The organism is Burkholderiales bacterium, assembly GCA_013695435.1.
Lineage (GTDB): Bacteria > Pseudomonadota > Gammaproteobacteria > Burkholderiales > JACMKV01 > JACMKV01.
Genome location: JACDAM010000026.1, coordinates 1 through 23525 on the forward strand (window position 1 = coordinate 1; position 23525 = coordinate 23525).

Here is a 23525-nt window from a genome sequence, read left to right on the forward strand (position 1 = left end):
TGATTAAGTCCCGCGCGGATCGCGTTTCGACGAGAATGGGCTGGCTGCTAGACGCGCAGTGCAGCATCAGTAGCCGGACTACGGGCAAGCTGCGCGGCGACGCAGACGGCCCAGTATCGTCGAAACCCTCCGGGACGGGGCTTTGCGGGCGGTCTGCTTTGTCGCGCGGCTTGCGAAGGGTTCGACCATTCGCTGCGCCGCGCTTCGCGCATCCCATCCCGCAAAGCCCCGTCGCGACCGCGTAGGACTTAATCAGTGGTTCCTTAGGTGCTAAAATCGCATAAAATTCAGGGCTAGGGAAGCTGTAATCAGCGCATCGCAAATATGCCAACGATATTTCATGGTAAGTGTTGTATTTTTTATCTCTGCGGGGTCGAAAGCGGCTTGCGCCGGCCTTCGTTAGTCGGCGCTGCTTCAGCGATCCGCCCCGCTGCATCGCTCCATAGCCCGCTTCGTCCGGCAAATCTGTGGAACGTCTAGAGCTGCTGCACGGCTGGGTCGCCGGCCAGTTTCCGAACCAGGGCTTCGAACTTGCGCCGGCTTCTGCCGATGCCAGTTTTCGCCGCTATTTCCGCGCGAGTTTTGCCGACCGCGCGCTGATCGCGATGGACGCGCCCCCGAAACTAGAGGATTGCAGGCCGTTCATCCGCGTCGCGCAGTTATTTGCCGAAGCCGGCGTAAATGTACCGCGCGTGCTGGCGCACGATCTCGAACAGGGCTTCCTCCTGCTGACCGATCTCGGCCACGCGACTTATCTCGAAGTCCTCGCTTCCGATGCGCCTGATGCCCTGTATCTCGATGCGATCGACGCCCTGATCCGGATTCAATCGATCAGCCGCGAAGGCGTGTTGGCGGGTTACGACGAAGCGCTGCTGCTTCGCGAAATGCGCTTGTTCCGCGACTGGTACCTGCCGAAGCATCTGCAGAAAACGCTGAGCGCAGCGCAGAGTTCTGCCCTGGAAGCCAGTTTCGCGGTAATCATGCGCAACAACCTGGCGCAGCCGAAGGTTTTTGTTCACCGCGATTACCATTCGCGCAACCTGATGATGACCACGCCCAATCCCGGTATTCTCGATTTTCAGGACGCGGTGTACGGCCCGATCACCTACGATCTCGTTTCGCTGCTGAAAGACGCCTATATCGCATGGGACGAAGAGCAGGTTCTCGACTGGAGCGTGCGCTATTGGGAAAAAGCGCGCCGCACCGGCCTTCCGGTCGCGGCCGATTTCGCGGTTTTCTATCGTGATTTCGAATGGATGGGTGTGCAGCGCCATCTGAAAGTGCTAGGCATCTTCGCCCGCCTTTTTCATCGCGACGGGAAAAGCGCCTATCTGAAAGACATGCCGCTGGTCGCAAGTTATTTGCGCAAGGCGTGTGGACGCTATCGCGAGCTTGCGCCGCTGTTGAGGTTGATCGACGAACTCGAAGACCGCGGCGCGTCGCGGGTCGGCTACACCTTCTGATTCGACGAGGGAGCCCGGCATGCGCATCCTCGGCATCGATCCCGGCCTGAATGTGACTGGATTCGGCGTGCTCGATCAGGCCGGCCAGCAGCTCAGTTATGTGACGAGCGGCTGCATCAAGGTGCCGCGCGGCGAATTGCCGTATCGGCTGAAAGCCATCCTCGATGGTCTTTGCGAAATCATCGCCAGCTTCCATCCCGAGCAGGTATCGGTTGAAAAAGTGTTCGTCAACGTGAATCCGCAATCGACGCTGCTGCTCGGCCAGGCGCGCGGCACCGCGATCTGCGCGGCGATTTCAAACGATTTGCCGGTGGCTGAATACACGGCGCTGCAAGTCAAGCAGGCGGTGGTCGGCAATGGCCACGCCAGCAAGGAACAGGTGCAGGAAATGGTGCGCCGTTTGTTGAAGTTGAGCGGGCTGCCTGCCGCCGATTCGGCGGATGGCCTGGCGTGCGCGATTTGCCATGCGCACGGCGGCCTGGGCGCAGGCATGTCCAATGCGGGATTCGGCGGATCGGCGATTTCCGGTTATCGCGTCCGTGGCGGACGTTTGATCCAGGCAGCAGGCAGACGCGCGCGCGGGATCGGCACATGATCGGCAGGATCACCGGCGTGTTGGTCGACAAGAAACCGCCGCAAGTCTTGCTCGATGTGCAGGGCATCGGCTATGAAATCGATGTGCCGATGAGCACGTTCTATCAGCTGCCGGCGACCGGCGAGCGCTGCGCGCTGCATACGCATCTGACGGTGCGCGAAGACGCGCATTTGTTGTTCGGCTTCGCGACCGAAGATGAGCGCAGCGCATTCCGCCAATTGCTGAAGGTCGCAGGCGTCGGGGCGCGCACCGCGCTTTCGGTGCTGAGCGGCTTGACCGTTGGCGAACTCCAGCATGCGGTCGCAGTCCAGGACAGCGCACGCCTCGTCAAAATCCCCGGCATCGGCAAGAAAACAGCCGAGCGCCTGCTGCTTGAACTGCGCGACAAACTTGCGTTTACGGCGGAAGGCGTCGTGGGGGCCGCCGCCCGCCCGGCCGCCGGAGGCGACGTCGGGAACGCGCTGTTGGCTCTGGGCTACAATGACCGGGAAATCACCTGGGCGCAAAAGCAATTGCCTGCGGATTTGGCGGTCGGCGAAGGCATCCGTCAGGCCCTGAAATTACTGTCCAGGGGGTAATCCGTGGAGTCCAACCTGTTACTGATCGGCATCCTCGGCTTTGTGCTGCTGATGGTGATCGTCTACAAGCTGACATTCAATCTCGAGTATTACCGCAAACTGCCTCCCGAGCGGCTCGCGCTGCTGCGCCGCCAGTTCATCCTGGGCGGCATTCTGAGTCTCGCCTTCGCTTTGGCGGGACTTTACGTGAATTCGAACAGTTGATGATCGAAACCGATCGCCTGATTACTGCAACACCGCTTTCACCAGGCGAAGAAGCGTTCGAGCGTGCATTGCGGCCGAAGCACCTTGCCGAATACATCGGCCAGGAAAAAATCCGCGAACAGTTGCAGATATTCATCGACGCCGCCAGGAAGCGCCGCGAAGCGCTCGATCACGTGCTGTTGTTCGGGCCGCCAGGCCTAGGCAAAACGACGCTCGCACACATCATCGCGCGTGAAATGGGCGTCAACCTGCGCCACACTTCGGGTCCGGTGCTCGAGCGCGCCGGCGATCTGGCCGCGATCCTGACCAATCTCGAACCGAACGATCTCTTGTTCATCGACGAGATACACCGGCTCAGTCCTATCGTCGAGGAAATCCTGTATCCGGCGCTCGAGGATTTCCAGATCGACATCATGATCGGCGAAGGCCCGGGCGCGCGCTCGGTCAAGCTCGATCTGCCGGCGTTCACGCTGGTTGGTGCGACCACCCGCGCAGGCATGCTGACCAACCCGCTGCGCGATCGCTTCGGCATCGTTGCCCGGCTGGAATTTTACGCGCCCGCCGAGCTGGCGCGGATCGTCATGCGCTCGGCGCGTTTGCTGAACGTCGAGATCGCGGACGATGGCGCGTTCGAAATCGCGCGCCGTTCGCGCGGCACGCCGCGCATCGCCAACCGGCTGCTGCGCCGCGTCCGCGATTACGCAGAAGTGAAAGCAGACGGACGCGTGACGCGCGAGGTTGCCGATGCTGCGCTCGTGATGCTCGATGTCGATGTTCTCGGGCTCGACATCATGGACCGCAAATACCTGCTCGCGATGATCGAGAAATTCGATGGCGGTCCGGTCGGCGTGGACAATCTCGCTGCCGCGATCAGCGAGGAGCGCGACACGATCGAAGACGTGCTGGAACCTTATCTGATCCAGCAAGGTTATCTGAAACGCACGCCGCGCGGGCGCATGGCCACAGCAGCGGTCTACCGTCATTTCGGTTTGGCCTTGCCGGCAAGCGGAACCAGCGGCGAACTGTGGCGCGAATAATGCCGGATAAGCACCGGCGAAAAACTGCGGCGCCCTCCGGTCGTCGCAGCGGAGCGACGCGTGCGATGATCGATGCCCGGTAACTTTTCGTGGCCGGTCAGGGTTTACTACGAAGATACCGATGCCGCCGGGGTGGTCTACCACGCGAACTAGTTGCGGTTCATGGAACGCGCGCGCACCGAGTGGCTGTTTGCGATGGGTTTTGATCACGCCGCGCTTCTGCGCCACAATATGCGGTTTATCGTGCGTTCGGCGGCCCTCGAATATCTGAATCCGGCGCGACTGCACGACAGCTTGGAGACCACCGTCGAGGTGGCAAAAAGCGGGCGCTGTTTCCTCGTCTTTGCCCAGCAGGTTTTGCGCGGCAGTCAAATCCTGACGAACGCCACCGTCAAGGTTGTCGCTGTTACCACTGGCAGCGGTGGCGATCCTTTAAAACCAGTCGCAATGCCATACATTTTGCGGCGCAAGCTGGAAAACTTTTCATGAATATCGGTCAAGACCTCTCTTTGCTCAGCCTGGTTTTCAACGCCAGCCTGCTCGTGCAACTGGTGATGGCGCTGCTGCTGCTGGTGTCGCTGATGTCGTGGTGGTTCATTTTCCGCAAGATGTTTGCGATCCGCCGCGAAAAACGTGTGACCGATTCGTTCGAGAGGGAATTCTGGAGCGGCGGCGATTTGAACGCGCTCTATCAGCGTGCCACCAGCAGCCGCCATCAATCAGGCAGCATGGAGAAAATTTTCGAGGCCGGGTTCCGCGAATTCGTGAAGCTGAAACGCCAGCCGGCTATCGACGCCGGGCCTGTTCTCGACGGCACCCGGCGCGCGATGCGAGCGACGTTTCAGCGTGAAATGGACGTGCTGGAATCGCATTTGTCGTTCCTCGCGACGGTCGGCTCGGTCAGCCCGTACGTCGGTCTGTTCGGGACGGTCTGGGGAATTATGAATGCCTTCCGCGGTCTGTCGAACGTGGTTCAGGCGACCCTCGCCCATGTCGCGCCAGGCATCGCCGAAGCCCTGATCGCGACCGCGATGGGCTTGTTCGCGGCGATTCCGGCGGTCATTGCGTATAACCGCTTTACCCATGACATCGATCGCCTGTCGATACGTTTTGAAAGTTTCATGGAAGAGTTTTCGAATATTCTACAGCGCCAGCCGCACGTATAAGCGCCGTCGTCAGTTTACAAAAAGGCCAGTCCATGCCGCGCCATTCCCGACGCCTGATGAACGAGATCAATGTCGTGCCGTATATCGACGTGATGCTTGTGCTGCTGGTGATCTTCATGGTCACAGCGCCCCTCATCAATCCCGGCCAGATCGAATTGCCGGAGATCGGGAAATCGTTGAGCGCGCCGATCGCGCCGCTCGAAGTCGGCATCAAGGCCGATCAAACTTTGCTGTTGCGCGATCGTTCGCAGGCACAAGTCGAACGCGCGATCAGCCAGCAGGAACTGGTGCAGGCAATCAAGGCCAAGCAGCAGCAAAACCCGGAGCAGCCGGTCGTGATTGCCGCCGATAAGGACGTCCGATATGAGGAAGTCTTGAAAGTCATGGATTTGTTGCAGCAAAACCAGGTGAAAAAGGTTGGATTGCTGGCCAAGCCGAGGTCGGGTTGAAGGACGAAGCGGTAAGGCGGGCGCGCAGCCGCGCCGCCCGGCGGGAGCCCGGCAAATTCGCCGCCGGGGTCATGGCGGTATTGATGCACGTGGTTTTCATTGGCCTGCTCGTATTCGGCGTGCGCTGGCAAAGCGAACAACCTGACGCCACCGTCGTCGATCTCTGGACCGAGCTGCCCGCGCCCAAGCCGATCCCAAAACCCGAACCGGTGGTACAGGTGAAACCGCAGCCCAAACCCGAACCTGTGCCGGAACCGAAGCCCGAGCCCGAGCCTGCGCCCGAGCCCGACCCGCCGCCTCCACCCGAGCCCGAACCAGTCCCTGAACCCGAACCCACTCCGCCCCCCGAGCCTAAGCCTGCGCCCAAGCCCGAGCCGACGGAGGCGGAAATCCTGCTGAAGGAAAAGGCGGAGCAGGCGCGCCTCGAAAAGATCGAGATAGAGCGAAAAGAGAAGGAGCGTATCGCCGTCGAGAAACGGCGCAAGGATGAGTTCGAAAAGCAGGCAGAACTGAAACGCCAGGCCGAGGCGAAAAAACAAGCCGAGTTGAAGCGCAAGGAGGAAGCGGAAAAATTAGCCGAGGTCAAGCGCAAAGCGGAAGCGGAGCGCAAGGCTGAAGCCGAAGTCAAACGCAAAGCCGAAGAAGAAAAGCGGCAACTGGCGCTCGCGCAGGAACAAAAAAGGCTGAAGGAAGAACAGGAGCGCAAGGCCCGCGAAGCGCGCGAGACGGCCGAAGCTGCGCGCGTGCAGCAAGAGCGCGAGCGGGCAACGCAGGCAGCCGCTGCGCAAAAGCGGCTCATCGATGAATATATCGGCCGCATCCGCAGCCAAATCCGCCGGTACACAACCTATCCGCCCGATCTGGTCGGGACGCCGCAAGCCGAGTTCACGGTAACGCTGCTCCCGAGCGGCGAGGTTTTGAATGTTCGACTGCGAAAAAGCAGCGGCAATCCGGCATTCGACAATGCGGTAGAGCGCGGCATCTACAAAGCGCAACCTCTGCCGCTGCCCTCGGATCCACTGTTGTTCGCGAGCAACTTCCGTGAATTTACGCTGGTTTTCAGACCCGAGAATTGAGGATGATCGGCACGGGCGCCCGGTCTGGAACGTCTCCGATACAGCGGATTCAAACGATTCGATCTCAACAGGCTGTCCAGGCGCCGCGCTTGCCCACGAATGAAACGACGGCGATGGCAATACCGAACCATTCTGATGTCTACTAACATTAATTCAGCCATGACTAATACTGTTTCCAGTTTCTCCACCCGTGCGCTGTTGCAGGCGCTGCTGTTATTCACGCTTGCGCTGGCGCCGCTCACGGCGCGCGCGCAACTCACCATCGAGATCGTCGGCGGGGGTGTCACCCAAATACCCGTTGCCATCGTGCCTTTCGCTGGCGAACAAGCCCTGCCGCAAAGTATCACCGAAGTCGTCGCCGCGGATTTGCTGCGCAGCGGGCTGTTCAAGACAGTGCCTGTTTCCGGTGTCACGCCGTTGCCCGCGCAACCGCAGGACATCAACTTCCAGGAATGGCAAGGGCGCGGCGCCGATGCGGTTGTGATCGGCGGTGTTAGTCCGAGGGGCGACGGCAAGTTCGAGGTGCGATTCCACTTGATGGATGCGTTGAAGCACAACCAGCTCGCGGCCTTTACTTACACGATCCCGCCGACGCAGGCGCGCCTGACCGCGCATCGCATCGCCGACGTGATTTACGAAAAGTTGACCGGCGATCAGGGCGTATTCAGCACCAAGATAGCCTACGTTTCCAAGCAAGACGGCAAATATCGCCTGCAGGTGGCCGACGCCGACGGCTTCGGTGCGGAGACGGTCGTCACCTCCAATGAACCACTGATATCCGCTTCGTGGTCGCCCGACGGCACGCGGCTCGCATACGTATCGTTCGAGCGCAAGAAGCCGATTATTTTCCTGCAGTCGCTATTGACCGGGAAGCGTTCGGTACTCGCCAATTTCAAGGGCATCAATAGCGCACCGTCGTGGTCTCCCGACGGCAGAAAGCTGGCGATCGTCTTGACCAAGGACGGCAACTCGCAACTCTATTCCATCGATCCGGATGGCAGCGGCTTGCAGCGCCTGACCAGCAGTTCGGGAATCGATACCGAGCCTTCCTGGTCACCTGACGGGCGCAGTATTATCTTCACATCCGATCGCGGTGGCAGCCCGCAGATTTACCGGATGCCGGCCGGCGGCGGCCCGGCCGAACGGCTGACGTTCGAGGGCAACTACAATGTTTCCCCGCATTTCAGCCCGGATGGCCGCAGCTTTGCCTTTGTTCAGCGCAACGAGGGTCGCTTCAACATCGCTGTCCAGGATTTGACCAGCCGGCAGTCGCAACTCCTGACGGAAACGCGTCTCGACGAGTCGCCAAGCTTCGCGCCAAATGGAAAGATTCTGCTCTATGCCTCAGAAGTAAATGGGCGTGGTATATTGGCGGCGGTTTCGAGCGACGGTCGCGTCAAGCAGCGGCTGACGATCGAATCGGGCGATGTACGGGAACCTGCATGGGGACCGTTTTTAAGAAATAAGTAAAGGAGACAGAGGCATGAAGAATCTGCTAGTCAGCACGCTGCTCGTGGGTATGCTTGGCGCCTGCGCAAGCCAGGATGTCAAAGAAGAACCAAAAGCGCCGATCGACGATCGCACTGCTGCAACGCAAGGGGCAACCGATCCAGGCGCCAGTCAAACGCAGCCGTCAGAGCAGGATAAGCTCGATTCCCGTGCGCTCGGCGCGAATGCGTTGAAAGATCCAAACAGCCCCCTCTCCAAACGCACCATTTATTACGAATTCGACAGCGCGGCGATCAAGGATGAGTTTCGCCCGCTGATTCAGGCGCACGCCAAGTACCTGGCCGACCAGCGAAGCGCGCGCATGACCGTGCACGGTCATACCGATGAACGCGGCAGCCGCGAATACAACCTCGCGCTCGGACAGCGCCGCGCCGAAGGCGTGAAAAAGGCGATGTCGGTGCTTGGCGCATCGGACAATCAGATCGATACGGTCAGCTACGGCGAAGAACAAGCAGCGGTGACCGGCAGCGATGAATCCTCCTGGGCCAAGAATCGCCGTGCGGCAATTATTTATCAGGGCGAGTAGCAGCCAGGAAAGAATATTCAAGCGCGCCAGTATCGCTGTCGCGTTATTTGGCGCGCTCGGCATGCTGGCTTGCAATCCGTCAGCCGCCGCCCTGTTCAGCGATGACGAAGCGCGCCAGGCGCTGAACGAGCAGGCGAAGCAGTTGGTCAAGCTGCAAACCGAGAAACAGGCGCTCGAAGCGCGCGTCCTGAAACTCGAAGAAATCCTGCGCAGTCAGGGCTTGCTCGATCTGCTCACGCAAATCGATGCGCTGAATGCCGAGATCAGCAAGCTGCGCGGCCAAACCGAAGTCCATGGTTATAGTCTCGACGCAGCGCAGAAGCGCCAGAAAGACTTTTATGTCGATCTGGATTCGCGCTTGCGCAGGCTCGAGCAACAGGCCGCAGGCGGCGGATCGGAAGCGCCCGGAGCGGCGTCCAGTCCTCGTTCCGATGGGCCTCCTTCGGAAGATGACGCGGCCACTCCGGGAAGGGATGCGCCCGCTGATAAGAGCTCTTCTGGAAAAAGCGGCGCGGCAGGATTGGCTTTTTCGTCGGGTGCCGCAGTAGCCGATAGCAGTCGTGCTTCCAGCAGTGCTGGCAGCACGACTGGGCAGCCCGCCAAGCCGCCCGGCGATTCACCGACTGCGGCGGGAGACCGGTCAGCGGACGGGGCCGCGGCAGATTCGGGAAAGACGTCCGAGGCGAGCGTTTATGACAACGCGTACGCCCTGTTCAAGCGCGGCGATTACGCGGGCGCCGTCGGCGGATTCCAGAATTTTTTGCGCTTGCATCCGAACTCTCCGCTTGCCCCGAACGCGCAGTACTGGATCGGCAATGCACAGTTCGCCCAGCGCGATTTCGCGGGCGCCATCGCCAGCCAGAAAAAGCTGCTCGCAAACTATCCGCGCAGCCAGAAAGCAGCCGACGCAATGTTGAACATCGCCAATGCGCAAGCGGAGATGGGCGATGCCGCTGCCGCCAAAACGACTCTGCAGGACGTAATCGGCAGTTATCCCTCGAGCGAGGCCGGCGCAAAAGCCAAACGCCGTCTGAGCTCGCTGAAATAAGCTTGCAGCATGGAGGCGCTGGAAAAATTCCACCCCCTGGAAGCAGCGTTTCATTCCGATGCGCGTTCCCTGTTGTCGTTACCCCTGCGCATCACCGAAATTTTTCATTCCCTGCAAGGCGAAACCAGCCGGACAGGTCTGCCGACGGTTTTTATCCGCCTGACTGGTTGCCCGCTACGCTGCGCCTGGTGCGATACCGAATATGCGTTTTATGGTGGCGAAACCCTGCCCATCTCGGCCGTTCTTGAACAAATCCGCTCGCATCAAACGCACTTCATAACGGTTACCGGCGGCGAACCGCTGGCGCAGAAAAATTGCCTGCCGTTGTTGCGCGTTTTGAGCGATGAAGGTTATTCGATATCGCTCGAAACCAGCGGCGCACTGGACATTGCAGCGGTGGACGCCAGGGTTTCGAAGATCGTCGACATCAAGACACCGGGCTCTGGCGAGTGTGCAAAAAATCGCTGGGACAACCTCGCCCACCTCAATCGGCATGACGAGATCAAATTCGTATTGAGTGATGAGGCGGACTACGCATGGGCGAGGCAGATTTTGCGTGAGCGCGCGCTTGCCGATATCTGCCCCGTGCTATTTGCTCCCGTCTGGAAAACCCTCGCTCCCGCTACCCTGGCTGAATGGATCCTTCACGATCGCTTGCCGGTTCGCATGCAATTGCAATTGCACAAGATACTGTGGGGCGAAAAGCGCGGCGTTTGATCGCGGTTGCGAGCTGAGGCGCGGACGTAAACCGCCCCGCCGACAAAAATCGTCTTACCTATCCGATACAAAATCCCTTTTCGTTCGGTATGAAAAAAGCCGTCGTCCTGCTGTCGGGCGGGCTCGATTCCGCGGTGACGCTGGCGATCGCACGCCGCGACGGTTACCAATGCTTCGCCCTGAGCGTCGATTATGGTCAACGGCATCGCGCCGAACTGACGGCCGCCGCCAACATCGCGCGCAGCCTGGGCGCGCATGAGCATCGTCTCGCTCGCCTCGATTTGAGTATGTTTGGTGGCTCCGCGCTGACCGATCCGGCCATTGCGGTGCCAAGCGCGTCCGAGAAGAGTGCTGCTGCCGGTATTCCGCTCACCTACGTGCCGGCTCGCAACACGATTTTCTTGTCGCTCGCACTCGCGTGGGCCGAAGTTTTGCACAGCGAGGCCATTTTTATCGGCGCCAACGCAATCGATTACTCGGGCTATCCCGATTGCCGGCCCGAATTCATCGCCGCCTTCCAGGCGATGGCGAAGCTTGCGACCAAGGCAGCGGTCGAAGGGTGCCCGACGATCATATACACCCCTCTCATCGCGTTGACCAAGGCGCAGATCGTTCTTCAGGGATTAGCGCTTGGTGTCGATTTCAGCGAGACGGTTTCTTGCTACCAGGCCGATTTGCGAGGGCTGGCTTGCGGAATTTGCGACGCATGCCGACTGCGCCGCGCCGGCTTCGCCGCTGCCGCTATCGCTGATCCGACGCGATATATTGTGTCCCTCGTGGAATGAACCATGCCGCTCGCTGACGCAACCGGCCCGGAGATTTCCGCTGGGCGCGAATGCCGAAACATCGGGCGCCGCAGTTCATTCGCATTGAACGGCCATGACGCCGGCGGTATAATCCGCGTCTTCGTTTTGCGTTTTATGGGTCGTTAGCTCAGCTGGTAGAGCAGCGGACTTTTAATCCGTTGGTCGGCGGTTCGAGCCCGCCACGGCCTACCAAAAATCAAGAAGTTACCGAATTCAGTTACTCGCTGTCTAGCGATCTGTCTGGCAAAATGTCCTAGCGTCGGTGTTTCTTCAACTCATCTGCGCTTGACGTACGCATCCGTCATCGCTCCGATTTTCAACATCGCTGAAAAACCTCGAATATTCGGTCGTAGACTGTTCGACTCACCATCTGCCTGCTCGCACCGCGACGATCAGTGATCCATGAACCGCGTGACGATTACCCGTCCGGACGACTGGCATCTGCATCTGCGCGATGGCTCGGCAATGGCTTCGGTGCTCCCCGCTACGGCCGCCCGCTTCGCACGCGCCATTGTCATGCCGAATCTGGCGCCGCCGATCACGACGACCGATCTTGCGCTGGCGTATCGAAGCCGCATTCTTGCCGCGCTGCCTGGCGGGGTTTCGTTCGAGCCCCTGATGACGCTTTATTTGACCGACACGACATCCGCCGCCGAAATCGGCGAGGCGAAACGAAGCGGAGTCGTGCACGGTATCAAGCTCTATCCGCGGGGTGCTACGACCAATTCGGCTTCCGGCGTGGCCGCAATCGAAAATTGCCGCGAGGCGCTTGCCGCGATGGAACAGCATGATTTGCCTTTGCTCGTGCACGGCGAGGTCGATGATCCCGACGTCGATGTTTTCGATCGCGAAAGCGTTTTTCTCGATCGGGTGCTGGCGCCCCTTCTGCGGCGCTATCCAGAATTGCGCGTCGTGCTCGAGCATCTGACGACCGCGGACGCCGTCGAATTCATCGAGCAAGCGCGCTCTGGAGTCGCGGCAACGATCACCGCGCATCATCTGCTGCTGAATCGAAACGCGCTGTTCAGCGGCGGTCTGCGCCCGCATCACTATTGTCTGCCGGTACTGAAACGCGAGAAGCATCGGCGAGCCTTGCTGCGCGCCGCGACCAGCGGCAACCCGAAGTTCTTTCTTGGCAGCGACAGCGCGCCGCACGGCTTGCGGGCAAAGGAATCTGATTGCGGCTGCGCGGGGATTTACACGGCATTCGCCGCGATTGAGCTGTACGCGGAAGTTTTCGCAGCGGCTGACGCGCTGGACCGTCTTGAAGGTTTCGCCAGCTTTTTTGGCGCTGATTTTTATCGGTTGCCGCGCAACGCCGAACAAATTACGCTGATTGACGAAAGCTGGGAAGTGCCGCGGCAGTTGCCGTTCGGCGATGAAACGCTGGCGCCGCTACGAGCCGGCCGCAGCATAGGCTGGCGGCTCGCTTCGACTGAAAATCCCGGCTCAGCGATGCAGCGCCGGAGAACTTGAATAGGGGCTCGGGCAGTAACGTAAAACTCAGGCGATAACTTCCAGGGTGATGCGTTCGAAATCGCTGCCTTTTTCCAGCACGGCGCCCAGTCTCACCCGCATCGAACGACCAGTGTAAAGCTCCAGCGTCTGTCCTGACGCCATCATGCCGAGCGGCAGCAGCAGGCTGGCAGGAGTGTGCATAGTCGGAATCTCGGCAAGCAGCAAGGCCTGCGTAAAGCGATGCCCTGCGCCATCCGCGCGAATCGCAACGGCGAGCGGCGCGCCGGCGAGAATACGTACGCCGAGATGCAACTGCATGGCGCTGTCGTGGCGCAGCCATTGAACCGCGCCGATTGCAAACGCGCCTACACCGGCCGAGCGCACCGCGATCAATTGATCATGCGCGATGCGCATGGCGCTGTCTTCGTTACGAAACAGTCCGTAGCCGGCCGCGCTTTCGTTGAACAGGCGCCAGCGCTCGCATGCAAAACCGAGTTGCGCGGCCTGCGCTTCTATGGTCTGGCCGCGAATATGGCCGAACACCTGCAGATCGTGATGCTCCTGGACCGAATAGCCGCGCGGATGATCAGGCGGCGCGAAAATCCGTTCGCCTACATAGTAATGAATGGCCGCGATGCCGGTGCAAACTTCGGCCTGGTCGGACGTTTCGCGGCGCGGGAAAGACCGGGTATGTCCGCTGCCGCACCATTGGTTGTGCAGCATGGTCAAAAGTGCTGCGATCGTCTGCTCGGCGCCGTCATCGCCCAGGTCGAGTTCCGCCGGCGAATGTCCTTCGCGCATCAATGCGATGCGCTTGCGTACGCTTTTGCTCAGCGATTTCACGCTCAGATAACGCAGGCTGCGTCCGCTTGGTGCGATGCCGATGTGCTGCGCGCCGCTGCGGCCTGCGATATCCACGGCCAGCTTGTGGTCTTCGTCGTCATCGCCGTACGCGGCGACGAGCCTTACCTTTTTGCTCCAGCGATCGAGCCAGCGATCGAGCAGCGCCGTCTGTTTCTGGTTGAGCCCATATGGGTTGGCCAGATCAGCCAGCAATGCGTGCGCATAGCGCGCGCTGCAGGTACTCGTCTGGTCGTCGCGATCCAGTTTATCGCGTACCTTGCGCGTGGCAAAACCCTGCTCCTCGGCATATTCATACAACTCATGCAGATCCTGCCAGAACGCCGCATCAACCTGGCGGTAGACACTGTGTATTTCAGCAGCCTGGCGAACCAGATAGTAAAGACAGCGCTGGCAAATCAGCGGAGCGTGTTCGGCGATTTCCCGATTGCCGTCATCGAAGGCTTTGAGGCAGCGCCGGTATGCGCCGCTCATCAGCCGCCACAGCACCAGGGCATCGGCCCACTGAGACTGTTCGGCGTTCGTCAGCGGAAACGCTTTGCCCGCCCATATCTTTCGGTATTGGTCCTGGACGAATGCGACAGGCTCACGCAGCAGTTCGAGAATCTTCAGGCGTTCGAGCCCCGAAAGCTGCGCTTCCTGCTGCTTTGCGAGCTGCGCACTGATTTCGCGATGGGCAAGCTGCGCATTGGTCAATGCCAACGCCGAAAGCCAGCGCTTGCAGCTGCGCGCGTCATGGAACAACAGGCCGTCTTCAGTGGCCGACAACGTGGTCTGCATTCAGTCGCTCCAACCGGTCTGCGAGATTGCGCCTGGCACGGCAACGCGCAGGCGAGTCGCCAGATCCGGCAAGGCGACGCGGGTACTCGCGCGGCGACGATCGCTCCATACCGGAGAGGGAAAGTGTGCGTCGTCGACATAGCGCGGGATCACGTGCCAGTGCAGATGCGGGGTCAGGTTGCCCAGGCTGGCGAGATTGATCTTGTCCGGAGCCAGTGTCGACCGGATTGCCTGTTCGACGGCGAAGACTATGTCCATCATCTGGCGGCGCTGGTCTGCAGATAAATCGCTCATTTCCTTCACATGGGAATTCCAGATCACGCGGCAAAAACCCGGATAGTCGGCGTCAGAAACCTGCACGACGCGGCAGTAGCGGTTTCGCCACAGCAATTCGCCGCCATTCAATTCACATAACTCGCAATCCATAACCACGGCGATAGTAAGACATGGCTTGTCGCCCGGGCAACCGCGACCGATGAGCGGGACCAATCACATTACAAGCGGCAGCATGCTTAGGGGCAGAAGCGGGCGCCCGGAGCAATCAGGGTGTTCGTGTATCATTCCCACGCGCCTACGCCCTGGTTGCGCGCCCTGATTCTGTCTTCGCGCTTTCATTCGATTCCACCGCTCTTGATGAGCAAGCTTACCGCGCCCGGCTTATGCATATCGTAGTCAACACCCGGCTCATGATGAAGGACAGGCTCGACGGGATCGGCTGGTTTTCCTATGAAACCCTGCGGCGCATTACCGCGGGCCATCTTGAACACCACTTCACTTTCGTGTTCGATCGCCCTGCCGCTGCCGAATTCGTTTTTTCCGATAATGTGCGCCACGTCGTGTTGCCGCCGCACGCCGGACGCCCGCTGTTGACGCGGGTCTGGTTAGACGTTTCCCTGTACGCGTTCCTGCTGCGCGCCAAACCTGATCTCTTGATCAGCCCCGATGGCGCGCTGCCGATCCACAGCAAAGTGCCCGCGCTCGCAGTCATACACGATATCAATTTCGCTCACCGCCCGGCCGATCTGCCTTTTTCTAGCCGTCAATATTACAACCGCATGTTCCCGCGCTACGCACGCAAGGCCGCACGCATCGCCACGGTCTCGGCCTATTCGAAAGCCGACATTGCCGAAACCTATGGCATTCCCGCGGAAAAAATCGATGTCGTGTACAACGGCTGCAACACAGGCTATCAGCCCGTCGGCGAAGCGACGCGGCGTGAAGTGAAGGCGAGATACACGGAGGGCTGCGACTACTTCGTTTTTGTCGGTTCGCTGCATCCGCGCAAAAATATCAACGGTCTGGTGCAGGCTTTCGATCGATTCAAAAGCGCATCGGGCTCGACGCTCAAGCTGCTGATCGTCGGCGCTAGTTACTGGAGCGACGCCGCCTCGGAAGTCAAATTCGGCCAGCTGCGGCACAAAGACGATGTGATTTTTACCGGCCGGCTGGCGCAGCAGGAATTGTTCTCCGTTTTCGCATCCGCGCTGGCAATGACCTACGTGCCTTTTTTCGAGGGATTCGGCATACCGCTTCTGGAAGCGATGAGCTGCGACGTGCCGGTAGTGACTTCGGCCGCAACGTCGATGCCCGAGATAGCCGGCGATGCGGCACTACTCGTCGATCCGGATTCCATCGAAGCGATTGCGGCGGCAATGCAGCGCATCGCTGGCGACGCTGCGCTGCGCTGCGCGTTGATCGAAAAAGGCAGGATACGAAGACAGCACTTTTCGTGGGACAGCACCGCGCAGCGCTTGTGGCAGGCCGCGGAAAAAGTGCTCGCGGCGCGCTGAACGCGGCAGCGCCAGCGAAACGCGCGCCCTTGAAGTCCGCATCTTCGTCTACCTGAGCGCGCTGAACAGCTTTTTGACCAGCGCACTGCCGGCATGGACAGGATTTGCGCGCAGGGCTTTTTCTTCTTCGGCCATCATCAGATACAGGCCATCGAGCGCCTTGCGCGTCACGTAGTTTTCGAGCTTCGCATCTTCGCCTTTAACCAGGCCGAACCTGGACCCGGTCGCGGCAAATTCGTTGTATTGCTCGGCGAGCCCGACCTTCTGCGTCGACTGCTTGACGATGGGCAGGAACTTCGTCGTCAGCGGCGCTTCCGTGGTTTTGCGGAAATACTGGGTGGCCGCGTTGTCGCCGCCGGTCAGTATGCCTTTGGCATCGTCGACGCTCATTTTCTTGACAGAATCCAGCAGCAGCGCCTTGGCTTCCGGGACCGCCGCTTCCGCCGCGCGGTTCATCGCCGTTACCAACTCGTCGGCCTGCTTGCCCATGCCGAAAGTGCGCATCGCCTTCTCGGCTTTTTGCAAGGTAGCGGGCAGCGGAATCTTGACCTTGGGATCGCCGAGGAAGCCATTTTCCTGGCCAAGCTTGCCGACAGCGGCGGACGCGCCCTGGTTGAGCGCATCCTTGAGACCAGTAACCATATCGGTATTGGTGAAGCTGCCGAGATCGGCGGCATGGGAAACCGCGACGAACACCAGCCCGACCAGTGCGGCAAGAGTTTTTTTCATGGCTTCTCCTGGAAAATTATTTGCGCGGCATCAAATCGGTAATGCTGCCGGCCGCGATCTCAGCTGCAAAAAAAATCGTTTCCGACAAGGTCGGATGCGGATGTATGGTCAGCGCCAGATCTTCGATATCGGCTCCCATTTCGAGCGCCAGCACCGTCTCCGCGATTAGCTCGCCGGCATTCGGTCCGACGATGCCTGCGCCCAGCAATTTGCGCGAACCGCGATCGAACAGCAGCTTGGTCATCCCCTCGGAGCGATCCTGGGCAAGGGCTCGACCGCTTGCCGCCCATGGAAATACGGCTGAGTCGAAGGATGTCTCATTATTTCCCGAAGCGGCATTCGCCTTCGCCGCCGTCTCGGACAAACCCATCCAGGCGATTTCCGGATCGGTATAAGCGACCGACGGAATCGCGCGCGCGTCGAAAGCCGTCTTGTGCCCGCAGATGATCTCGGCCGCCAGCTTGCCTTCGTGCGTCGCCTTGTGCGCAAGCATAGGCTCGCCGACGATATCGCCAATGGCAAAGATGTGCGCAACATTGCTGCGCATCCGCGCATCGACGCGAATGAAGCCGCGTTCGTCCACTGCGACGCCGGCCTTCTGCGCTGCTATGGTCTTGCCGTTGGGGCGACGGCCGATTGCGAGCAATACCTGATCGAAGACTTGCGGATCCCGAGCCGAGCCGGCGGGCGTGGACGCGCTTTCGAAGCGCACCAAGAGGCCCGCGTCTTGCGGTTCGATTGCAGACACTTTCGTATTCAGCAGAATATTTTCGTAGCGTGCGGCGATCCGCTTATGCAGCGGCTTCACCAGATCGCGATCGACACCGGGCAGCAGGCTATCGGTCATTTCGACGACGCTGATCGTGCTGCCAAGCGCATCGTAAAAGCACGCCATCTCGAGCCCGATAATGCCGCCGCCGATGACCAGCAGGCGGCGCGGAATGCTGTCGAGCGCCAGCGCGCTCGTCGAATCGAGCAGGCGCGCATCATGGTAAGGCAGGTTGGGCAGACGCGTCGCCTCCGATCCTGCGGCGATCACGGCTTGCTCGAAACGCACCGTTTTCGTACCCTCGGCCGTCTCGACGCGCAGGGTATGCGGCGACGCGAATTGCCCAACCCCGCGCAACACGCGGACTTTGCGACGCTCGGCGAGTCCGGCGAGGCCCTTGGTCAGCTTCGCCACTACGCCGTTTTTCCATCCGCGCAAACGAGCGAGATCGATTTCGGGCTTGCTGAAAGTGACCCCGCAATGCCCGAGATCGTCCGCTTCGGCGATGACTTTGGCCACGTGCAACAGCGCTTTCGACGGGATGCAGCCGACATTCAGACAAACTCCGCCGAGCGCCGCATGGCGCTCGACCAGCACCACGTTCTTGCCGAGATCCGCTGCGCGAAACGCCGCCGTATAGCCGCCGGGGCCGGCGCCGAGGACGAGCACTTCGGCTTGGAAATCGCCGTCCTCATGAGTCTCGCGAGCCTCCTGGAATTCGCCCTGCCCTTTTTTTCCAAAGGGAGGTAAATGCGGCGCATCGGCGTCTTCCGGGTTCCTGGCAGATGCGTCATCTTCTGTTTTTGCAATTGGCGATGGCGAAGCCCCCGCAGCGACATCCCCGGAATCACCGGCAGTCTCTGCGCTGCCCCCCTTTGAAAAGGAGGGGGTGGGGGGATTCGCGCCGGCAGCCGCGTCGCCCGTCGTCTCCAGCCGCAAAATCAAACGACCTTCAGAAACCCTGTCGCCAACCTTGACTTGCAATTCGCTGACCACACCGGCTTGCGGCGACGGGATGTCCATGGTCGCCTTGTCCGATTCCAGGGTGATCAGCGAATCTTCGGCCTGCACCGCGTCGCCGGGTTTGACCAGAATCTCGATGACCGGAATGTCCTTGAAATCGCCGATATCCGGCATCAGGACATCGATCCTGCTCATGATGCGCGATTCCTCATCAGGAGATGCGCGCTTCGCGCCCGATCAGACACGCACCTGACCCTCGCCGAGCACGATATATTTCTGCGACGTCAGCCCTTCGAGTCCGACCGGGCCGCGCGCGTGGATCTTGTCGGTCGAGATGCCGATTTCCGCGCCGAGACCGTATTCGAAACCGTCGGCGAAACGCGTAGACGCATTCACCATCACCGAACTCGAATCGACTTCGCGCAGAAAGCGGCGCGCGCGCGAATAGTCTTCGGTGACAATCGCATCGGTGTGCCGCGAGCTGTAGGTGTTGATGTGCTCTATCGCCTGGTCGAGACCGGAAACCACACGCACGCTCAGAATCGGCGCCAGATACTCGGTCGACCAGTCTTGCTCGCTTGCCGCTTTCATCTGCGGAACCAGTTTGCGCGCTGCCTCGTCGCCGCGCAGCTCCACGCCTTTGTCGAAATATATCCTGCACAATTGCGTCAGCACCGGCTTGGCAACGTCCTGCGCGACCAGCAGCGTCTCCATCGTGTTGCAAGTGCCGTAGCGTTGGGTTTTGGCGTTGTCGGCGATGCGCACTGCCTTGTCGAGATCGGCGCGATCGTCGATATAAACGTGGCATATGCCGTCGAGATGCTTGATGACGGGAATCCGCGCATCGTTCGCTATGCGTTCGATCAACCCCTTGCCGCCGCGCGGCACGATGACATCAACATAGTCGTGCATGGCGATCAATTCGCCCACGGCGGCGCGATCGGTCGTCTCGACGATTTGCACCGCGGCTTCCGGCAGCCCAGCCGCCCGCAGACCTTCATGAACGCAAACTGCGATCGCCTGATTGGATTTGATCGCCTCCGAGCCGCCGCGCAGAATCGCCGCGTTGCCGGATTTCAGGCACAAGCCAGCCGCATCGGCGGTGACGTTCGGGCGCGATTCGTAAATGATCGCGACCACCCCGAGCGGCACGCGCATCTTGCCCACCTGAATGCCCGAAGGCCGGTAATTCAGGCCGCTGATTTCGCCGATCGGATCGGCGAGCTGCGCGATCTGCCGCAACCCTTCGGCCATCGCGACGACTCCTTTTTGCGAGAGCAGAAGGCGGTCGAGCATGGCCGCGTCGAGGCCGCTGCCGCGTGCACGCTCCATATCCTCGCGATTGGCGGAAAGCAGGCGTTCGGCGTCGCGCACGATCGCATCGGCCATCGCGTTCAGCGCTTTGTTTTTGGTTGCGGTATCGGCGCGCGCCATGAGGCGTGAAGCTTCGCGCGCGGCACGGCCGACGCCGTGCATGTAGGATTGGATATCCATCGAGATGTGCTCCAGAACGAGTGATTATAGTCCCGCAAAAAGACCGCCGGTAAACGCGGTTTCAGGCGCGCGCCAACGTCCTCGGCGCGCCGCAGAAAGAGCCTAGCGCAAGCCGCGCGAATTCGTCCCAGACGTTACCGTCCAGCAGCCCTTTTATCATGCGGTCGATTTTGGCCGCGTGCAGCAGCGCGTCCTCGGCATCGTTCAAACCAATGCGCCGTAGCGCAGCGCGCATCAGGCTCTGACGCTTGCCCCACACCCGGCAGTCGCGCAGCGCCTCCACCACAGCCTGGCCGGTTTCGACGCGGCGCATGACGCCCGCGAGTGCGCGAATTTCTTCGCTCATCGCCCACAGCACCAGGGGAGGCGAGACGCCTTCACCGCGCAGGCCATCGAGAAAACGCACGAGACGCGCCGCATCGCCTTCGAGCAGCGCCTCACCGAGCTTGAAGACGTCGTAGCGCGCGACGTCGAGCACCGCGTTTTTGACTGCCTCGGAATCGAGCGGACCGGGCGGGAACAGCAAGCCCAGCTTTCGCACCTCGTGGTGCGCCGCGAGCAAGTTGCCCTCGACTCTTTCGGCGATGAATGCGAGCGTCCCGGAATCCGCCTGCTGCGTTTGCAGGGAAAGCCGGCCGGCGATCCATTGCGGCAGACGACTGCGCTCGATCGGTTCGGCGGCGACAGCCACACCCGCGCGTTCCAGAGCGGTGAACCACTTCGATGTCTGCGTCTGACGATCGAGCCTGGGCAGCATAATCAGCGTGAGCACATCTTGCGGCGGCCTTGCCGCGATTACCTGCAGCGCTTCGCTGCCGTCGCCGCCCGGCTTGCCGGACGGAATGCGAAGTTCGAGCAGACGCTTCGCTGCAAACAGCGACAAATTGCCGGCGAAGCCCGCCAGTTGCGTCCAGTTGAAGTTCGCTTCAGCGATCAGCACTTCGCGCTCGCCATATCCGTTGCGGCGCGCTTCGGCGCGAATGCGGTCGGCGGCCTCGAGTGCGAGCAAAATCTCGTCGCCATATACCGTGTAGACAGGCTTCAGGCCGCGCTGCAAATGCTGCGGCAACTGTTCGGAATCGACGCGCACGATCTGCTCGCCGCTAACCCTTCCCCGGCGCCGCGGAGGGGCCGTCGACCGCGCGCAATCGGCGCAGCAACTGGCGCACGGCATCGGTTTGCATATCCCGAAACAACGCCGCTTCTTCCTGCTCCTTGGCGAGAACCTGCGTGTCGTTGAACGTGTAATCGCGATCCAGCACGATTTCGCCGTTCGGGATCAGGATGTTTTCCTTCGCATCGCGCAGACTGAACAGCACGCGATAACGAATCTCGAATTCGCGCACGCGTCCCGCTCCGCTCAGAGAAAGGATGGTCTTCTCGCGCACTTCGTTGAAGATTTGCAGGATGGCTTCGGCATCCTCGGGCCGGTCGACGATCTCGGTGCCGGTGCCGCCGCGCACGAAGCGCTGCATTTCGGCAATGAAGGTCGAGGACGGATCGCCGGCGATGTACAAGGTTTCGAATGGCAGGGTTTGCTGGCCGCGCAACTGGAAACCGCAGGCGCTCAGTGCGAGGCAAAAGCAAAGAATGAGGTTTGCGGGACGAAGGCGGAGAAAAGCGAAGCACCCTATCGCATTCCCTGCCGCATCTCTTCCTGGCGCCGCGAAGTCCTGCAGCAGCGCACCCCTGCGACATCTGCTTTCATCAAGCAAGCTTCCAGCTTCATCGCCAGCGTCCTTCATCCTTCCTCCTCATACCACGACGTTCACCAGTCGTCCGGGTACGACGACGATTTTTTTTACCGGCCGCCCTTCGGAAAATTTCTCGACCTGCTCGTGGGCGCGCGCAAGCTGTTCGATCACAGCGCGTTCGGCGCTTGCCGCGACGCGCAGATTGCCGCGCAGCTTGCCGTTGACTTGCAGCACGAGCTCGATTTCGTCCTGAACCAGGGCGGCTTCATCGACCTCGGGCCATGGCGCATCGATGATGTCCGCTGCGAACCCGAGTTCCGTCCACAACGTCGATGCGATATGCGGCGTAATCGGCGCAAGCAAGCGCAGCAGGATGCTGGCGCCCTCGCCGATCACGCTCACGCGCGGATTCTGAGACGCTGCGGGCGCCTGTTCCAGCAGGTTCAGCATTTTCATCGCCGCCGATACGACCGTGTTGAACTGGAATTTGGCGAAGTCGTAATTGGCCTGTTGCAGGATCGCGTGCAGATTTCGGCGCAGCGACACCAGCGCCGGTGAAAGCTCCTTCCGCTCATTCGATCCGTGCATGATGTAAAGCCGGCAGGCATCGGCATTATCGTGAGCGAACGCCCAAACCCGGTTCAGGAAACGGAATGCGCCCTGCACAGCGTTATCCGACCATTCCAGCGTCTGCTCGGGCGGCGATGCAAACATCATAAACAGGCGCGCGGTATCGGCGCCGTATTTCTCGACCAGGAATTGCGGATCGACGCCATTGTTCCTGGATTTGGACATGGTGCCGATGCCGCCGGATTCGACCGCCACACCGTCGGCCTTGAGCGTCGCGCCGATGCGCTGGCCGCGCTCGTTGCTGACAAGCTCAACCTCGGTCGGGTTGAAATAGGTGATGCGCCCGCTTTCCGTCCTGCGGTAAAAAATGTCGTTCAGAACCATGCCCTGCGTGAGCAGGTTCTGGAACGGCTCGTCGAGTTCGATGAGACCGATGTCGCGCATGACCCTGGTCCAGAAACGCGAATACAGCAGGTGCAAAATCGCGTGCTCGATGCCGCCGATGTATTGATCGACCGGCAGCCAGTAATTCACGCGCCGGTCGACCATGGCATCGTGCTGATCGGCGCAGGCAAAGCGCAGGTAATACCACGAAGAATCGACGAATGTGTCCATCGTATCGGTCTCGCGCTGCGCTTCGCCGCCGCATTTCGGGCACGCGCAATCGACGAACGACGGCGTTTTCAGCAGCGGATTGCCGCTGCCGTCGGGCACCAGATTTTCAGGCAGCACGACCGGCAATTGATCGTCGGGAACCGGCACGTCGCCGCAACGCTGGCAATGAATCAACGGAATCGGGCAACCCCAGTAGCGCTGGCGCGAAATGCCCCAGTCACGCAAACGGCATTGCACGCGTTTCTTGCCGAGGCCTTTTTTCTCGAGCGCGGACGCGATCGCATCGACGGCTTCTTGAAAGTCGAGTCCGTTGAATTCACCAGAGTTGACCGTTTCCCCGATGCTTTTGTCGTCGTACCAGTCTTTCCATTCGCCGGACGTGAATGGTGTGTAATGGTCTTTACCATACAGCTCTGGCTTTTGACCGAAAACGTGCTTGTGCCGATGCTGAATCACCTGTTTAACCGGCAAATTATGCTTTAAGTCCGTTGCGAACTCGAAATCTCGTTTATCGTGCGCCGGCACCGCCATCACCGCGCCTTCGCCGTAGCCCATCAGCACGTAGTTCGCGACCCACACTGGAAGCTTTTCGCCGGATAGCGGGTGCACGACGAACAGCCCCGTCGCC

23 protein-coding genes, 1 tRNA gene and 1 pseudogene are annotated in these 23525 nt (G+C 60.4%); 17 read left to right on the forward strand and 8 right to left on the reverse strand.

The window, feature by feature from the left end; all coding sequences use genetic code 11:
* The first annotated feature begins 467 nt into the window (after positions 1–467).
* The 16 genes and pseudogenes from H0V78_01275 to pyrC all read left to right on the forward strand — a co-directional run bounded on the left by H0V78_01275 (position 468) and on the right by pyrC (position 12650).
* Complete coding sequence (locus H0V78_01275) at positions 468–1463, forward strand: phosphotransferase (protein MBA2350448.1); 996 nt, start codon at positions 468–470, stop codon at positions 1461–1463.
* A 19-nt stretch (positions 1464–1482) separates the two neighbouring features.
* Positions 1483–2058: a crossover junction endodeoxyribonuclease RuvC gene (gene ruvC, locus H0V78_01280; GenBank protein MBA2350449.1), complete on the forward strand. Its 576-nt coding sequence runs from the start codon at positions 1483–1485 to the stop codon at positions 2056–2058.
* The gene (ruvA, locus tag H0V78_01285; protein ID MBA2350450.1) at positions 2055–2636 is read left to right on the forward strand and encodes a Holliday junction branch migration protein RuvA; all 582 of its coding nucleotides are present in this window, start codon (positions 2055–2057) and stop codon (positions 2634–2636) included. The genes ruvC and ruvA overlap by 4 nt, the downstream gene beginning before the upstream one ends.
* 3 nt (positions 2637–2639) lie before the next feature.
* The gene (locus H0V78_01290; protein MBA2350451.1) at positions 2640–2840 is read left to right on the forward strand and encodes a hypothetical protein; all 201 of its coding nucleotides are present in this window, start codon (positions 2640–2642) and stop codon (positions 2838–2840) included.
* Positions 2840–3877, forward strand: coding sequence for a Holliday junction branch migration DNA helicase RuvB (gene ruvB, locus H0V78_01295; protein ID MBA2350452.1), 1038 nt, complete (start codon positions 2840–2842; stop codon positions 3875–3877). Before H0V78_01290 ends, ruvB begins: the two co-directional genes overlap by 1 nt.
* 72 nt (positions 3878–3949) lie before the next feature.
* A pseudogene (locus H0V78_01300) lies at positions 3950–4366 on the forward strand (YbgC/FadM family acyl-CoA thioesterase).
* A complete protein-coding gene (gene tolQ, locus H0V78_01305; protein MBA2350453.1) occupies positions 4363–5043 on the forward strand; it encodes a protein TolQ in 681 nt (226 codons plus the stop codon). Before H0V78_01300 ends, tolQ begins: the two are co-directional and overlap by 4 nt.
* 32 nt (positions 5044–5075) lie before the next feature.
* A complete protein-coding gene (tolR, locus tag H0V78_01310; GenBank protein MBA2350454.1) occupies positions 5076–5492 on the forward strand; it encodes a protein TolR in 417 nt (138 codons plus the stop codon).
* Entirely contained in the window at positions 5489–6568 is a 1080-nt protein-coding gene (gene tolA / locus H0V78_01315) for a cell envelope integrity protein TolA (GenBank protein MBA2350455.1), read from the forward strand. The genes tolR and tolA overlap by 4 nt, the downstream gene beginning before the upstream one ends.
* A gap of 159 nt (positions 6569–6727) precedes the next feature.
* The gene (tolB, locus tag H0V78_01320) at positions 6728–8038 is read left to right on the forward strand and encodes a Tol-Pal system protein TolB (protein ID MBA2350456.1); all 1311 of its coding nucleotides are present in this window, start codon (positions 6728–6730) and stop codon (positions 8036–8038) included.
* 13 nt (positions 8039–8051) lie between these two features.
* Positions 8052–8603, forward strand: coding sequence for a peptidoglycan-associated lipoprotein Pal (gene pal, locus H0V78_01325; protein MBA2350457.1), 552 nt, complete (start codon positions 8052–8054; stop codon positions 8601–8603).
* Positions 8575–9651, forward strand: coding sequence for a tol-pal system protein YbgF (gene ybgF / locus H0V78_01330; GenBank protein MBA2350458.1), 1077 nt, complete (start codon positions 8575–8577; stop codon positions 9649–9651). Before pal ends, ybgF begins: the two co-directional genes overlap by 29 nt.
* Before the next feature lie 9 nt (positions 9652–9660).
* Positions 9661–10368 (forward strand): 7-carboxy-7-deazaguanine synthase QueE, encoded by a 708-nt coding sequence (gene queE / locus H0V78_01335; GenBank protein ID MBA2350459.1) that lies wholly within the window; start codon positions 9661–9663, stop codon positions 10366–10368.
* A gap of 89 nt (positions 10369–10457) precedes the next feature.
* Positions 10458–11153, forward strand: coding sequence for a 7-cyano-7-deazaguanine synthase QueC (gene queC / locus H0V78_01340; GenBank protein MBA2350460.1), 696 nt, complete (start codon positions 10458–10460; stop codon positions 11151–11153).
* 137 nt (positions 11154–11290) lie between these two features.
* Positions 11291–11366 (forward strand) — tRNA-Lys (locus H0V78_01345).
* Positions 11367–11576: 210 nt separating this feature from the next.
* On the forward strand, positions 11577–12650 hold the full coding sequence (pyrC, locus tag H0V78_01350) for a dihydroorotase (GenBank protein ID MBA2350461.1): 1074 nt from the start codon (positions 11577–11579) through the stop codon (positions 12648–12650).
* Positions 12651–12677: 27 nt separating this feature from the next.
* Here the strand turns inward: pyrC and H0V78_01355 are convergent, their stop codons facing one another.
* Entirely contained in the window at positions 12678–14273 is a 1596-nt protein-coding gene (locus H0V78_01355; GenBank protein ID MBA2350462.1) for a hypothetical protein, read from the reverse strand.
* Positions 14274–14699: an HIT family protein gene (locus H0V78_01360; protein ID MBA2350463.1), complete on the reverse strand. Its 426-nt coding sequence runs from the start codon at positions 14697–14699 to the stop codon at positions 14274–14276.
* 233 nt (positions 14700–14932) lie between these two features.
* Here H0V78_01360 and H0V78_01365 point away from each other — a divergent pair, with 233 nt between their 5' ends.
* A complete protein-coding gene (locus tag H0V78_01365; protein MBA2350464.1) occupies positions 14933–16063 on the forward strand; it encodes a glycosyltransferase family 4 protein in 1131 nt (376 codons plus the stop codon).
* Positions 16064–16111: 48 nt separating this feature from the next.
* Here the strand turns inward: H0V78_01365 and H0V78_01370 are convergent, their stop codons facing one another.
* The 6 genes from H0V78_01370 to H0V78_01395 form a co-directional block, all read right to left on the reverse strand.
* Entirely contained in the window at positions 16112–16792 is a 681-nt protein-coding gene (locus tag H0V78_01370) for a DUF4197 domain-containing protein (GenBank protein MBA2350465.1), read from the reverse strand.
* Positions 16793–16808: 16 nt separating this feature from the next.
* On the reverse strand, positions 16809–18719 hold the full coding sequence (gene lpdA, locus H0V78_01375; GenBank protein MBA2350466.1) for a dihydrolipoyl dehydrogenase: 1911 nt from the start codon (positions 18717–18719) through the stop codon (positions 16809–16811).
* Positions 18720–18761: 42 nt separating this feature from the next.
* Positions 18762–20018 carry a glutamate-5-semialdehyde dehydrogenase gene (locus H0V78_01380; protein ID MBA2350467.1) on the reverse strand — a complete coding sequence of 419 codons (1257 nt, stop codon included), beginning with the start codon at positions 20016–20018 and terminating at the stop codon, positions 18762–18764.
* 61 nt (positions 20019–20079) lie between these two features.
* Complete coding sequence (locus tag H0V78_01385; GenBank protein ID MBA2350468.1) at positions 20080–21108, reverse strand: DNA polymerase III subunit delta; 1029 nt, start codon at positions 21106–21108, stop codon at positions 20080–20082.
* 13 nt (positions 21109–21121) lie between these two features.
* Positions 21122–21763 carry a hypothetical protein gene (locus H0V78_01390; protein MBA2350469.1) on the reverse strand — a complete coding sequence of 214 codons (642 nt, stop codon included), beginning with the start codon at positions 21761–21763 and terminating at the stop codon, positions 21122–21124.
* A 9-nt stretch (positions 21764–21772) separates the two neighbouring features.
* The coding region (locus H0V78_01395) for a leucine--tRNA ligase (protein MBA2350470.1) at positions 21773–23525 on the reverse strand (1753 nt) is incomplete at its 5' end.

Excerpts from the sequence above, each read along its gene's own strand:
- ruvA (MBA2350450.1), top strand. The coding sequence starts at position 2,055 with ATGATCGGCAGGATCACCGGCGTGTTGGTCGACAAGAAACCGCCGCAA.
- H0V78_01380 (MBA2350467.1), bottom strand. The coding sequence starts at position 20,018 with ATGGATATCCAATCCTACATGCACGGCGTCGGCCGTGCCGCGCGCGAA.
- tolB (MBA2350456.1), top strand. The coding sequence starts at position 6,728 with ATGACTAATACTGTTTCCAGTTTCTCCACCCGTGCGCTGTTGCAGGCG.
- ruvB (MBA2350452.1), top strand. The coding sequence starts at position 2,840 with ATGATCGAAACCGATCGCCTGATTACTGCAACACCGCTTTCACCAGGC.
- ruvC (MBA2350449.1), top strand. The coding sequence starts at position 1,483 with ATGCGCATCCTCGGCATCGATCCCGGCCTGAATGTGACTGGATTCGGC.
- pyrC (MBA2350461.1), top strand. The coding sequence starts at position 11,577 with ATGAACCGCGTGACGATTACCCGTCCGGACGACTGGCATCTGCATCTG.
- H0V78_01365 (MBA2350464.1), top strand. The coding sequence starts at position 14,933 with ATGCATATCGTAGTCAACACCCGGCTCATGATGAAGGACAGGCTCGAC.
- H0V78_01390 (MBA2350469.1), bottom strand. The coding sequence starts at position 21,763 with ATGAAGGACGCTGGCGATGAAGCTGGAAGCTTGCTTGATGAAAGCAGA.
- queC (MBA2350460.1), top strand. The coding sequence starts at position 10,458 with ATGAAAAAAGCCGTCGTCCTGCTGTCGGGCGGGCTCGATTCCGCGGTG.
- tolR (MBA2350454.1), top strand. The coding sequence starts at position 5,076 with ATGCCGCGCCATTCCCGACGCCTGATGAACGAGATCAATGTCGTGCCG.
- H0V78_01355 (MBA2350462.1), bottom strand. The coding sequence starts at position 14,273 with ATGCAGACCACGTTGTCGGCCACTGAAGACGGCCTGTTGTTCCATGAC.
- queE (MBA2350459.1), top strand. The coding sequence starts at position 9,661 with ATGGAGGCGCTGGAAAAATTCCACCCCCTGGAAGCAGCGTTTCATTCC.
- H0V78_01370 (MBA2350465.1), bottom strand. The coding sequence starts at position 16,792 with ATGAAAAAAACTCTTGCCGCACTGGTCGGGCTGGTGTTCGTCGCGGTT.
- H0V78_01360 (MBA2350463.1), bottom strand. The coding sequence starts at position 14,699 with ATGGATTGCGAGTTATGTGAATTGAATGGCGGCGAATTGCTGTGGCGA.
- tolQ (MBA2350453.1), top strand. The coding sequence starts at position 4,363 with ATGAATATCGGTCAAGACCTCTCTTTGCTCAGCCTGGTTTTCAACGCC.
- pal (MBA2350457.1), top strand. The coding sequence starts at position 8,052 with ATGAAGAATCTGCTAGTCAGCACGCTGCTCGTGGGTATGCTTGGCGCC.
- lpdA (MBA2350466.1), bottom strand. The coding sequence starts at position 18,719 with ATGAGCAGGATCGATGTCCTGATGCCGGATATCGGCGATTTCAAGGAC.